Origin of the sequence: Actinomyces sp. oral taxon 170 str. F0386 (assembly GCF_000195595.1) — a bacterium.
In the GTDB taxonomy this organism is placed as follows: Bacteria; Actinomycetota; Actinomycetes; order Actinomycetales; family Actinomycetaceae; genus Actinomyces.
Window position 1 is genome coordinate 90,048 of the sequence record NZ_GL882540.1, and the last position, 12,425, is coordinate 102,472.

Annotated in this window: 8 protein-coding genes; 6 read left to right on the top strand and 2 right to left on the bottom strand. The window is 67.7% G+C overall.

The features are described from left to right. Positions 1 to 1,752 (bottom strand): long-chain fatty acid--CoA ligase (locus HMPREF9056_RS07855; RefSeq protein WP_253269980.1); only part of this gene is annotated, 1,752 nt, incomplete at its 3' end. 323 nt (positions 1,753 to 2,075) lie between these two features. Between HMPREF9056_RS07855 and HMPREF9056_RS07860 the strand changes: the two genes are divergently transcribed. From HMPREF9056_RS07860 to HMPREF9056_RS07885, 6 genes are all read left to right on the top strand, one after another. After that, positions 2,076 to 3,365: an ABC transporter substrate-binding protein gene (locus HMPREF9056_RS07860; RefSeq protein WP_009404144.1), complete on the top strand. Its 1,290-nt coding sequence runs from the start codon at positions 2,076 to 2,078 to the stop codon at positions 3,363 to 3,365. A gap of 94 nt (positions 3,366 to 3,459) precedes the next feature. Continuing rightward, complete coding sequence (locus HMPREF9056_RS07865; RefSeq protein WP_009404146.1) at positions 3,460 to 4,497, top strand: carbohydrate ABC transporter permease; 1,038 nt, start codon at positions 3,460 to 3,462, stop codon at positions 4,495 to 4,497. Further along, the gene (locus HMPREF9056_RS07870) at positions 4,494 to 5,357 is read left to right on the top strand and encodes a carbohydrate ABC transporter permease (protein WP_009404148.1); all 864 of its coding nucleotides are present in this window, start codon (positions 4,494 to 4,496) and stop codon (positions 5,355 to 5,357) included. Before HMPREF9056_RS07865 ends, HMPREF9056_RS07870 begins: the two co-directional genes overlap by 4 nt. Positions 5,358 to 5,545: 188 nt before the next feature. Further along, complete coding sequence (locus HMPREF9056_RS07875) at positions 5,546 to 7,294, top strand: glycoside hydrolase family 13 protein (RefSeq protein ID WP_009404150.1); 1,749 nt, start codon at positions 5,546 to 5,548, stop codon at positions 7,292 to 7,294. After that, the gene (locus tag HMPREF9056_RS07880; RefSeq protein ID WP_034514261.1) at positions 7,275 to 8,285 is read left to right on the top strand and encodes a LacI family DNA-binding transcriptional regulator; all 1,011 of its coding nucleotides are present in this window, start codon (positions 7,275 to 7,277) and stop codon (positions 8,283 to 8,285) included. Before HMPREF9056_RS07875 ends, HMPREF9056_RS07880 begins: the two co-directional genes overlap by 20 nt. 91 nt (positions 8,286 to 8,376) lie before the next feature. Beyond that, entirely contained in the window at positions 8,377 to 9,300 is a 924-nt protein-coding gene (locus HMPREF9056_RS07885) for a hypothetical protein (protein WP_009404155.1), read from the top strand. Between the two features lie 66 nt (positions 9,301 to 9,366). On the opposite strand, the gene valS is transcribed toward HMPREF9056_RS07885, so the two are convergent. Beyond that, on the bottom strand, positions 9,367 to 12,198 hold the full coding sequence (gene valS / locus HMPREF9056_RS07890; protein ID WP_034514263.1) for a valine--tRNA ligase: 2,832 nt from the start codon (positions 12,196 to 12,198) through the stop codon (positions 9,367 to 9,369). Positions 12,199 to 12,425: the final 227 nt, after the last annotated feature.

Sequence of the window (12,425 nt, forward strand, 5' to 3'; positions counted from 1 at the left end):
GAAGGTGCGGATCGACTCGGCCCGCGAGACGGCGCGGTTCGTGCGCGCCACGGCCCGGTCCAGGGCGGCGAGGACCTGTGGATGGGTGGAGGCCTCGACGACGTCCATGGCCGCCAGCCCGTGGTTGCGCAGCCACTGGGGGAGCATCTCCTTGTCCAGCGTGATGAGCGCGGAGATGAAGGGCTCCCCGTCCCCGACGACGAGCACCTGGCTGATGAGCGGGTGGCCGCGCAGCCGGTCCTCGAGCTGGGTGGGGGCGACGTTCTTGCCGCCGGCGGTGACGATGAGCTCCTTCTTGCGCCCAGTGATGCGCAGGTATCCGTCCTCGTCGAGGGCGCCGATGTCGCCGGTGCGGAACCAGCCGTCTGCCGTGAAGGAGTCAGCGGTGGCCTCGGGGTTGTTGTGGTATGTGGAGAACACACCCAGACCCCGCACCTGGATCTCGTCGTCCTCACCGATGCGGATCTCGTTGCCGCACACGGGCGGGCCGACGGTGCCGATCTTGTTGAGCCAGTCGGTGTTGACGCTGACCGGCCCGATCGTCTCGGTCAGGCCGTAACCCTCCAGGATGACCAGTCCCAGTCCGCGGTAGAAGTGGCCCAGACGCTGCCCCAGCGGTCCGCCGCCGGAGATGATGAAACGGGCATTGGGGCCCATGAGGGCCCGGATCCTGCGGAAGACCAGGCGATCGGCCACCGCATGGGCTTGCCGCAGGCGACGTGAGGGCCCATCGGAGGTGTCCAGGGCCCGGGAGTAGGCGATGGCGACCTTGGCCGCCCAGCGGAACAGCTTGAGCCTGGATCCGCCACCGGCCTTGGCATCGGCGGCGTTATAGATCTTCTCCAGAACGCGGGGGACGGCCAGGACGTAGGAGGGGGCGAAGGACTGCAGATCCGGCAGGAGCGTCTTGACATCGGGAGTGTGTCCCAGCACGCCCTCCCCGGCCAGGGACAGCAGCTGAAGACAGCGGGCGTAGACGTGGGCCAGCGGCAGGAACAGCAGAAGGCGCACGTTACCGCCCCACAGGACGCCCGGAAGGTAACGCACCCCGTGGTAGGGGATGCCGACGGCGTTACGGTGGGTGAGCCTGACGCCCTTGGGGCGGCCGGTCGTGCCGGAGGTGTAGATGATGGAGTAGACGTCGTCAACCTTGAGGGCGTTGGAACGCTGGTCCACCTGCGAGGGGCTGACGCCCGAGCCGGCCTGGACGATGGTGGTGACGGCGTCGGAGTCCAGGGCAAGGACCTCGACCGTGTGCCCGATGCCGGCGACGGCGCCGCGCACGAGCTCGGCCAGGGTGCCGCTCTCGGTGATGACCAGGCACACGTCGGAGTCGGAGACGATCCACTCGATCTGCTCGGCCGAGCTCGTCTCGTAGATGGGGACCGAGATCAGGCCCGCTCGGGCGATGGCCATGTCCAGCAGGAACCAGTCGTAGGAGGTGTGTGCCATGATGCCGACGGCGCTGCCCGCTTCCAGCCCCATGCCGATGAGGCCGGCAGCCACATGGGCCACCTCCTCACCGAAGGCGCGGGCCGAGACCTCCTGCCAGTCACCCGACACCGAGGACTTTCGCGCTACGAGCGGCTTGTCGCCGGTGCGGGCGATGCGATCGGCGAGCAGCCACGGAACCGACCAGTGGGCCTCGGGCTGGAAGGGGATCTCGGTGCCGGAGACCCCGCCGGTCATGTGGCCGGGGTAGCGCGGCGGCCGGGTGCTGGCATCGTGGGGCGAGAAGGGGCGAGAGCTCACAGGGTCATTGTGTCAGGCCACCGGGAAGGCGACGTTTCGTTGAGGCGAGAGAACGAGAGGGCGGCTGTGGAGGTTTTCACAGGCCGCTCGAGGCGGCCCTGCGGAGATCGCAGAGGAGTCACGGGGGAATCGCGCGGACCGGCGTCCGTGCTGGGGCGGGGCTCCTGTCGCAGGGACTGGAGAAAACGAATACGAAACGGTTTGACCGGCCGGTTACTGGTGTGTAACGTGAGTCTCATGCCCAAGTCGACGCGCGTCGACGATGTGGGTCCTTCCGGAACGGAGCCGGTTGGCTCCGAAGCAGTTTCAAGGAGGAAACACGCATGACTCCCCTACCCCGTCGTCAGTTCATCCAGGGCTCGGCCCTGGCGGCGGCGCTGGCCTCGATGGCGGCCTGCTCCACCTCCAGCGGGAACGACGACGGCCCCGTCACCTTTGAAGGCACCGGACCGATCACCTGGGTCCAGGGCAAGGACAACTCGGCCGGCAAGGTCCAGGCCAGGATCGATGAGTGGAACAAGGCCAACCCCGGCGAGGAGGTCAAGCTCATCGAGCTCTCCGCGGAGGCCGACCAGCAGCGCACGGCATTGGTCAATGCCGCCAGGATCAACTCCAACGCCTACGACGTCGTCTCCCTGGACAACGTCTGGGTCTCCGAGTTCGCCGCCAACCGGTGGGTGGTCGAGCTGCCCGAGGATGAGCTCAAGAACGACGATATCCTTGAGCCCGTCTGGCAGACAGGCATCTACAAGGACAAGCTCTTCGCCGTTCCGTTCCACACGGATGCCCCGGTGATGTTCTACCGCAAGGACTTCCTGAAACAGGCCGGCGTCGAGGTTCCGACGACGTGGGACGAGGTCAAGACCGCCATCGACGCGGTGCGGGCACTGCCCGGTCACGAGAGTATCGGCGGCTTCGGAGGGCAGTTCGCCAAGTACGAGGGGCTGACCTGCTGTGCCTCGGAATTCATCCACACCGCCGGCGGCGGCTTCTACGACGACAACAAGGTCATCCTCGACTCCAGCGAGTCGGCCACGGGGCTGGAGTGGCTCATCGACGGCTTCTCCCAGGGCTACATCCCCAAGGAGTCCCTGGAGTGGAAGGAGGAGGACGGCCGTAACGCCTTCGAGAAGGGCGACCTCCTCTTCTACCGCCAGTGGCCCTACCAGTACGCCAACAGCAAGGACGCCCTGGGGACGGAGAAGTTCGACGTCGCCGCCCTGCCGAGCATCGACGGCAAGGCCTTCCTTCCGACCCTGGGCGGACACAACTGCGCCATCACCAAGGCGTCGAAGAACAAGGCCACCGCTTTGAAGTTCGTCAAGTGGTGGATCAGCGAGGACTCCGAACGCTACCAACTGGAAACTCAGACACTCGCACCGATCCTCGGTTCCCTCTATGAGGATCCCGAGCTCCTCAAGGACTTCCCCTACCTGCCGATCCTCAAGAAGAGCCTTGAGAACGCCAAGAGCCGGCCCCAGGCCGTCTTCTACAGCGACGTCACCGCGAAGATCCAGGACAGCATCTACCCCGCGATCCAGCAGCCGGGAAGCCGGTCCTCTCAGGACGTCATCACCGCCCTGAGCAACGAGCTGAAGAAGCTGGAGGGGTAAGGCCTCCGGCACAACGGCTGCTGCCGTGGGCAGAGCCCTGAGACACACCGGTTATGCCAACAACGACAGTCACAAGGACGGTCAAAGGACACCCATGAGTACAACGACGCACTCCGAACAAGTCGTCAATCACCAGTCCAAGAGCTCCAAGGCACAGGCCCGTCTGGCCTGGTTGCTCATCTCACCGACGGTGCTGGTGCTGACCATCGTCATCCTCATCCCCATCGCCCAGTCCCTCTACCAGTCGCTCTACGGGCGGCCCCGGCTGGGGGACGATGGCTTCTTCTCCACCACCGAGCCCTTCGTGGGCCTGAAGAACTACACCGACATCTTCACCAGCGCCGGCGAGCGGTTCTGGGTCGCCTTCTACAACACGACCCTCTTCGGCGTGGTCACCGTGCTCCTGGAGACCGTCCTGGGCGTGGCCATGGCGCTCATCATGCACAAGGCGATGAAGGGGCGTGGCATTGTGCGCGCCTCCATCCTCGTGCCCTGGGCGATCCCCACGGCCGTCTCCGCCATCCTGTGGGGCTGGATCTTCAACCAGAACGGCGTCGCCAACGCCATCCTGGGTCAGCACGTGATGTGGGCCTCGGGGGACCTGAGCGCCAAGACGGCCATCATCATCGCCGACGTGTGGAAGACGGCCCCCTACATCGGGCTGCTCACCCTGGCCGGGCTCCAGCTCATCCCCGACGAGGTCTACGAGGCGGCCAAGATCGACGGGGCGAGCGCCTGGAAGCGCTTCACCTCCATCACCCTGCCGCTGGTCAAGCCCGCGCTCGTGGTGGCCGTGGTCTTCCGCGCCCTGGACGCCCTGCGCATGTTCGACCTGCCCTACATCCTCATCGGCCCCCGGAAGGGCAGCGTGGAGACCCTTTCCATGCTCGTTCAGGACGAGAGCTCCAACTCGCGCTTCGGCAGCGCCGCGGCCTACGCCCTCATCCTGTTCCTCTACGTCTTCGTCTTCGCCATCGCCTTCCTCAAGATCACCAACACCGACCTCAGCGGCAACGATGAGGCTCGACGCAAGCGCAACGAGCGCAAGCTGCCGGTCAGCGCCTTCTTCAAGCGCTCCGGCTCCTCCGCCCCGGTCTCCCAGACGGCTACTGAAAGGAGCCAGCAGGCATGAGCACCTCCACCGCCGTACCGGTCAACAAGACCAAGAGGGACTGGGGGAGCGTCTTCTCCACCGTCGGTATCGTCCTCATCGTCATCTACTGCCTGGCGCCCTTCTACTGGATGCTGGTCTCCTCCCTGCGTCCTGACAAGGAGATCTTCGAGAACAGCTGGTGGCCCCGGCACGTCTCCTTCGAGAACTACAAGGCGGTCTTCTCCTCGAAGAACGACTTCGCCAACGGCCTGATCAACTCCCTGGTCGTGTCGATCGTCGTGACGATCGTGGCGCTGGCCGTAGCGACCTTTACCGCTTACGCCCTGGCGCGCCTCGACTTCCGGGGCAAGGGTGTGCTGATGCTCCTCATCATCGCCACCTCGATGTTCCCGCTCGTGGCCATCATCGTGCCTCTGCTGAAGAACTTCGCCGCCTGGGGCTGGACGGACACCTACCAGGCAATGATCGTCCCGGATCTGTCCTTCTCACTGCCACTGGCCGTGTGGAACCTGACGAGCTTCTTCAGGCAGATGCCCCAGGAGCTGGAGCAGTCCGCCATGGTCGACGGTTGCACCCCCGGCCAGGCCTTCCGCAAGGTCATCCTGCCACTGGCCGCACCGGGAATCTTCACCACCGCCATCATCATCTTCATCGGCGCCTGGAACGAGTTCCTCGTGGCCGTCACGATGATCGTCAACCCCTCCATGCAGCCGGCCACAGTGCTGCTGTCGAAGTTCACCGGGGACTCCCAGTTCAACACGCCCTTCGGGTCCCAGATGGCCGCCGGCGTCATCATGACGCTGCCGCTGGTCCTCATGGTGCTCTTCTTCCAGCGTCGGATCGTGGCGGGTCTGGCCGCCGGTGGCCTCAAGCAGTAGCGCCGATGCGGCCACCCGGACCGCTATAGGGTTCGCGCGTCACCCGTATCCCTCTGCGGGGCGGCAGCACGGCGCCGCCGCCCCGCAGAGGACGTCTGGGCCTCTGCAGTCCGTTCCGTGACTGTCCTTCCTGCTACCTCTTCCTATCCGCCTCGCCGCAACGTCGCGGCCCGACCAGGACCCGCCCCATGACCTCAACCGACGACTCTCGCTCCCAGATTCTGACACGGCGGACTGACATCGATGCCTGGTGGCGCGATGCCGTCATCTACCAGATCTACCCCCGCTCCTTCGCCGACGCCAACGGTGACGGCATCGGCGATATCCAGGGGATCCGGGAGCACGTCGACCACCTGGTCGCGCTCGGTGTCGACGCCGTGTGGCTCTCGCCCTTCTACCCCTCGCCCCAGGTTGACGCCGGCTACGATGTGTCCGACTACTTCGACCTGGCTCCCGAGTACGGCTCCCTGGAGGACCTTGATGCCCTCATCGCCGACCTTCACGCCGTCGGCATCCGCATAGTCATCGACCTGGTCCCCAACCACTCCTCCGACCAGCACGAGTGGTTCCGGGCCGCCCTGGCCGCGGGTCCCGGTTCCCCCGAGCGGGACCGCTACATCTTCCGCCACAGCGATGACGGTGCCCCGAACAACTGGGGCTCGCTCTTCGGCGGACCGGCCTGGCAGCCGGTGGAGCCGCTCACCGGGCGCAACCAGGACCAGGGCTGGTACTACCTGCACCTCTTCGCCGCCGAGCAGCCCGACTTCAACTGGTCCAACGAGGACGTCCACGAGCACTTCCGTACCTTCCTGCGCTTCTGGGTGGAGCGCGGTATTGACGGGTTCCGCGTGGACGTCGCCCACGGACTGGTCAAGGCCGAGGGCCTGCCTGACGACGACCTCGGCCCGGACCGGTGGAACGTCATCGGCTCCGAGGACGGGGCCGGGCGTGAGAAGCTGCCCGATGTCGGCCCGGCCTTCAACCAGCCCGGAGTCCACGACGTCTACCGCGAGTGGCGCCGCGTCCTGGACGAGGTCGGCACGGACATCCTCATGGTCGCTGAGGCCTGGGTACCCACCGAGGCGGATGCCGCCCTGTACGTGCGTGCCGACGAGATGAGACAGGCCTTCAACTTCCCCTTCCTGGTCGCCGGGTGGGACGCCGTCGAGCTGCGCCGGGTCATCGACGTCTCCCTGGCCGAGTACGGGGCCGTCGGGGCTCCTGCCACCTGGGTGCTGTCCAACCACGACGTCGTGCGCCACGCCTCCCGTCTGTCCTACCCCGCCGATATGGACACCGATCCCGGGATCGGACCGAGGGACCCTCAGCCCGACGTCGAGCTCGGCCTGGCTCGGGCACGCGCCGCAACCCTGTTCATGCTGGGTCTGCCCGGTAGCGCCTACCTCTACCAGGGCGAGGAGCTGGGGCTGCCCGAGCACACCACCATGGAGGACGAGGCCCGCCAGGACCCCTTGTGGGAGCGCACCAACCACCTCGTGCCGGGGCGTGACGGTTGCCGCGTCCCCCTGCCCTGGACGCGGGACGGGGCCTCGCACGGCTACAACACCACCGGCCGCACCTGGCTGCCCCAGCCCGAGGGCTGGGGCCAGTACTCACCCGAGGCCCAGGAAGGGCGGGAGGGCTCCACCCTCACCCTGTACCGCCGGGCCATCGCCCTGCGCCGTGAGCGCCGGCTCGGCCGTGGGGCCGTAGAGTGGCTGGTGTCAGAACCCGGAGTCCTTGTCCTGCGCAACGGAATGACAGGCGTCGTCCTCAACACCACCGATCACTCGGTGACTCTCAAGGGCTCCGGCGGCCCGCTCCTCACCTCCTGGCACCCGGACGATCAGGGCGGGACGGGACTCGTCGTGCCGCCCAATGGAGCCTGCTGGCTGGAGCTACCTGCGGGAGGACTCGATGGCGGCGACCCGCGCTGACGTGGCCAGGGCGGCGGGGGTGTCGCCCTCGACCGTCACCTACGTTCTCTCCGGTCAGCGCTCGACGCGCTCGAGCACCCGCGAGCGGGTCATGCGGGCCGTGCGCGAGCTCGACTACCAGCCCAACATCGCTGCCCGCTCCCTGGCCTCGCCGGTGCTGCGCACCGTGGGGATCCTGTTCCGGCGTCAGCGCTCGACCATCGACGCCAACGACCTCGACTATGTCGACGGTGTGCGCCGGGCCCTGGAGCCCAGCGGGATCCAGGTCGTCATCCCGGCCATGAAGTCCTCCGCTCCGCTCATCGAGCTGCGCTCGCTCGTGCGCTCCGGTGCCCTAGGGGGCGTGGTCCTCATGGACGTGGCTGAGGATGACGAGCGTGAGGCGATGCTCCTAGATGAGAAGGTTCCCACCGTCCTGATCGGTGCTTCAGCCAGGAGCGGTGGGGCCCCGGGCGTTGATACCGACTTCGCCCAGATGGCGCGCGCAGCCGTGGATCACCTGGCCGGACTCGGGCACCGGTGCATCGTCGCACTCATGCGGGAGACCGCCCACGACTACTCCCATGCGCGCCAGGACCAGGCCCGTGAGCTTCTGCGTGCCGCGGACAACCTGGGCGTGGATGTCCTCGTGCGCCAGGTGCCGGAGCTGGCACTGGCCGGTGGCGACATCGTGGGAGCCGACGGCCTGGCGGGGGCGAGCACCGCCGTCGTCTCCAACAACCCGGCGGCCGTGGTGGGGCTCGTCTGTGCGGCACAGGCCCGTGGACTGTCCATTCCTGCGGACCTGTCCGTGCTCACCCTCGGGGTCAGGCAGGACAGCGGCCGTCAGGGGGCCTTCAGCGAGCTCAGCGTGGACCGCGAGGCGATGGGGGCTGCAGTGGGTTCTCTGCTGCTGGCCCGCCTCAGGGGAGAACCGGTTCCGGCCGAGCGCAGCACGCTCATGTCCGCAGTGCTGAGTGACCGTGGATCTACAGCGCGCTGCCGGAGTTGATGCGCAGACGCGAAGTCAGCCGGATGGTTGCACAATGTGCCAGACTCGGTGGTGAGCCGATGTCGGGAGAAGTGCGCTGAGAGGTGATGGGATGTCGCCGAACAGGACGCGGGTGGTCAGTGTTGTCGTCGGACTCCTGGCTGTGTCCGTAGTCTGTCTGACCGTACTCCCATGGCTGGTCCCCAGGATTCAGGAGGCGGTGCGGGACAAGCCCGACCCTGACCTCATTCTGTCAGCGATCAAGAAGCATCAGGCGGTGCTGGATGTTGAGTGGACTGACGCGGAGGCCTCCACGGGGGCATCGCCACCCACGCGCGCCGAGACGACCATCCGCGATCTGCGTGAGCGACTGGCTCAGGACGGCATCCCAGTGACCTCCGCGACGAGCGAAGTAAGGCGCATCAGGGCCACCTACCAGGATGACGGCAGCGTTCATTCGATAGCCGAGGTCTCCACATCAAAGACCTACGCAGATGGTTCCGGTACGACCAGCTTGGAGACGAACCGCCACGACCTCACCCTGACCGGGAACGACACCCGTGGGTACTCAGTGGTAGGCGACGAGATCGTTGATCCAGCACGTCCCAGTCCTCCCGATGACATCCGCCACCGAGCCGACCTGATGGCGCTGGGGGTGAGCATCGTGTTCGCCGCGATCGCCGTCGTCGCGGTGGCGCTGTCCCGGCGGAATCGAGCCCACCTGCCCCGTTGCCTCGCCTGGCTTCCCTTCGGTGGTGCCTTCGCACTGATGATCGGGCTCGCCTGGGGCTATACGGTCGGCAACGCCAGCATTCAGGACGACTACAGGGACGACACGCTGAGCTGCAACGGGGAGCGTCTCACTTCGCTCGACTCCCGGCTCACCCCCTTCTTCTCACGCGACTGCGTGACTCAGAGCCGAATCGACGTTCTTGCAGCCCTGCTGGCCGCCATTGCCTTCGTCCTCATCGAGTACCGGATCCTGCTGAGCCTTCGGGCGCGGACCGATCCCCTGAACCTGCCCGGTGCGCCCTAGAACAACGGACGGTGGCGCCCCACGCGGGGTACGCCACCGTCCGTCAGAAGGCCGGCTGCCAGCGGCTCACTTCTTCCTGGCCGGCTTGGCCGGGGCCTCACCGAGCTCGGCGGCGGTCACCGTCACCGGGGAGGCGCCGTCGGCCGACTCGGAGTCCGCCGTCTGGGCGGCCTGTTCCACGGTGAAGGGGCCGGTGACCTTGGCGGCCTCGGTCAGGTCCGCACGCACTGCCTCGATGGCCTCGGCGTACTCGGGCCGGTCGGCAGCAACGGCCAGCGCCACTGAGAGGATCGGCGTCTTCTGGCTCGTCTTGGCCTCCGACTTCACCTTGCGCAGCGCCGCTAGGGCGACTCCCGCGCGGGCCACTAGCTCGGCGTCGGCCCCGGCGGAGGCCTCCCGCAGACCACCGGACTGCGGCCAGGCGGCCCGGTGCACCGAGCCGGTGCGGTACCAGCTCCACACCTCCTCGGTCGCGAAGGGCAGGAAGGGGGCCAGCAGGCGCACGAAGGTGTCCACGGCGATCGCCAGCGTCGCCCGCGCCGAGCGGACGGCGGCGGCGTCGTGAGATCCGTCGAAGTCATTGGCCCGGTCCTTGACCAGCTCGATGTAGTCATCGCAGAAGGTCCAGAAGAAGGACTCGGTGACCTCCAGGGCCCGGGCGTGACCGAACTCCTCGAAGGCCGCCGTGGCGGCGTCGACGACGTCGGCCAGCGCGGCCAGGACCGCGCGGTCGATCGGCTCGCTCACCACCGAGGCGTCCAGGCAGGGGGCGGGGGCCGCGGCCACGGTGGCCTCGTCGGCGTCCCAGGGGATCCCCATGGACAGGGCGAACTTGGAGGCGTTGAGGACCTTGATGGCCAGGCGGCGGCCGATCTTGATCTGCGTCTCCTCGAAGGCCGCGTCCAGGCCCAGGCGGGCCGAGCTCGCCCAGTAGCGCACGGCGTCGGAGCCGTACTGCTCCAGCAGTCCCATGGGGGTGACGACATTGCCCTTCGACTTGGACATCTTCTTGTGGTCGGAGTCCAGGATCCAGCCCGACAGGCCTGCGTTCCTCCACGGCAGGGCCGCGAACTCCAGATCCGCGCGCACCACCGAGGTGAACAGCCAGGTGCGGATGATGTCCTGGCCCTGCGGACGCAGGTCCATCGGGTAGACCCGGCCGAAGAGGTCCTCATCGGTCAGCCAGCCCGAGGCCAGCTGGGGCGACAGGGAGGAGGTGGCCCAGGTGTCCATGATGTCGAGCTCGCCGACGAAGCCGCCGGGCCTACCGCGCTGGTCCTCGGTGTAGCCGGTCGGGGCGTCGGAGGAGGGGTCCACCGGCAGCTCGGACTCGTCCGGGGTCAGGATCGCGTCGTAGTCGACCTCGCCGTCGGCCCCGACCTTGTACCACAGCGGGAAGGGGACGCCGAAGAAGCGCTGGCGCGAGACCAGCCAGTCGTTGTTGAGGCCGCGCACCCAGTTCTCGTAGCGCACGCGCATGAAGTCGGGGTGGAACTCCAGCTGGCGGCCGCGCTCGAGCAGCTCGTCGCGCAGGTCGGCGCCGGAGGCCGGGTTCGTCCACTCCTTGCCGCCGTTGCGGATGTACCACTGGCGGGAGGTGACGATCTCCAGGGGTTTGTCGCCCTTCTCGAAGAAGTTCGTCTGACGCACCGTCTTGATGGGCTCACCGTGCATCTCACCAGTCTGCGCCAGCCGGGCCACGACGGCCTCACGGGCGGAGAATGCAGTCTTGCCGGCCATGGCCCCGTACGCCTCGCGGCCCGCCTCGGAGGTGATCCACTCGGGCGTCTCGGTCTCGATGCGGCCGTCCTTGCGCAGGATGGCGCGCAGCGGCAGCTGCAGGTCGCGCCACCAGTCGATGTCCGTGGTGTCGCCGAAGGTGCAGCACATGGCGATACCGGCACCCTTGTCCTTCTCCGCGGCCGGGTGCGGCAGGACCGGCACCTCGACGCCAAAGACGGGGGAGGCCACCGTAGTGCCGAACAACGGCTGGTAGCGCTCGTCGTCGGGGTGGGCCACGAGGGCCACGCAGGCGGGCAGCAGCTCGGGGCGGGTGGTCTCGATGCACACGTCGACGCCGTTCTCCACCGGAGCGCCGGCGGCCTCGGCCCTGGCGGCGGCCTCCTCATCCGCGATGTGGAAGGCCAGGCGGTGGTAGAAGCCGGGGTACTCGCGCGACTCCAGCTCGGCCTGGGCCACCGCCGTCTGGAAGGTGACGTCCCACAGGCCCGGCGCCGCCGCCTGGTAGGCCTCCCCGCGCTCCAGGTTGCGCAGGAAGGCGGTCTGGGCCACCTTGCGGGCCCGCTCACCGATGGTCTGGTAGGTGTGCGACCAGTCCACGCTCAGGCCCAGGCGGCGCCACAGGGCCTCGAACTGCTTCTCGTCCTCGACCGTGAGCCGCTCGCACAGCTCGACGAAGTTGCGACGCGAGACCGGCACCTGGTCGCGGGCTTTGATCGACTTGCCCTCGCCGCCGGCGTGCGGCGGGGTGAAGTCCGGGTCGTAGGGCAGGGAGGGGTCGCAGCGCACCCCGAAGTAGTTCTGGACGCGGCGCTCGGTGGGCAGGCCGTTGTCGTCCCAGCCCATGGGGTAGAACACCGCTTTGCCGCGCATACGCTGGAAGCGGGCCACCGTGTCGGTGTGGGTGTAGGAGAAGACGTGTCCCACGTGCAGGGAGCCGGAGACCGTCGGCGGCGGGGTGTCGATGGAGAAGACCTCCGCGCGCTCGGCGCTGCGGTCGAAGGCGTAGGTTCCCTCGGACTCCCAGCGCTCGCCCCAGGTGGTCTCCAGGCCGTCGGTCGACACCTTGGCCGGCACTCGCGGGCTGTGAGGCTCGGAGGGCAGCAGACGGCTGGACGATGACGGGGCAGCGGTGTGGCTCGGGGAGGTCTCAGACATGAGGCCGATTCTGTCACGGTGCGGCCGCAGGCCTCGACATGGCCCGGTGTGAGGTCGGCAGGCCTCGGAGGCACTCGGTCGCCCCCAAAGCGTCCATCCGGGTTACGAAACGCGCATAGATTGGTACGCTTGTACCAGTTGAGTCGAGGAGGACCAGGACTGCGTACCGGCGGTGGCCGCCGCACTGTACCCGCGCACGTGCGCGGTGCCCGGATCCGACTCGGCCG

Coding starts and splice junctions, on each gene's coding strand:
- HMPREF9056_RS07860 (WP_009404144.1), top strand. CDS start 2,076: ATGACTCCCCTACCCCGTCGTCAGTTCATCCAGGGCTCGGCCCTGGCG.
- HMPREF9056_RS07865 (WP_009404146.1), top strand. CDS start 3,460: ATGAGTACAACGACGCACTCCGAACAAGTCGTCAATCACCAGTCCAAG.
- HMPREF9056_RS07870 (WP_009404148.1), top strand. CDS start 4,494: ATGAGCACCTCCACCGCCGTACCGGTCAACAAGACCAAGAGGGACTGG.
- HMPREF9056_RS07875 (WP_009404150.1), top strand. CDS start 5,546: ATGACCTCAACCGACGACTCTCGCTCCCAGATTCTGACACGGCGGACT.
- HMPREF9056_RS07880 (WP_034514261.1), top strand. CDS start 7,275: ATGGCGGCGACCCGCGCTGACGTGGCCAGGGCGGCGGGGGTGTCGCCC.
- HMPREF9056_RS07885 (WP_009404155.1), top strand. CDS start 8,377: ATGTCGCCGAACAGGACGCGGGTGGTCAGTGTTGTCGTCGGACTCCTG.
- valS (WP_034514263.1), bottom strand. CDS start 12,198: ATGTCTGAGACCTCCCCGAGCCACACCGCTGCCCCGTCATCGTCCAGC.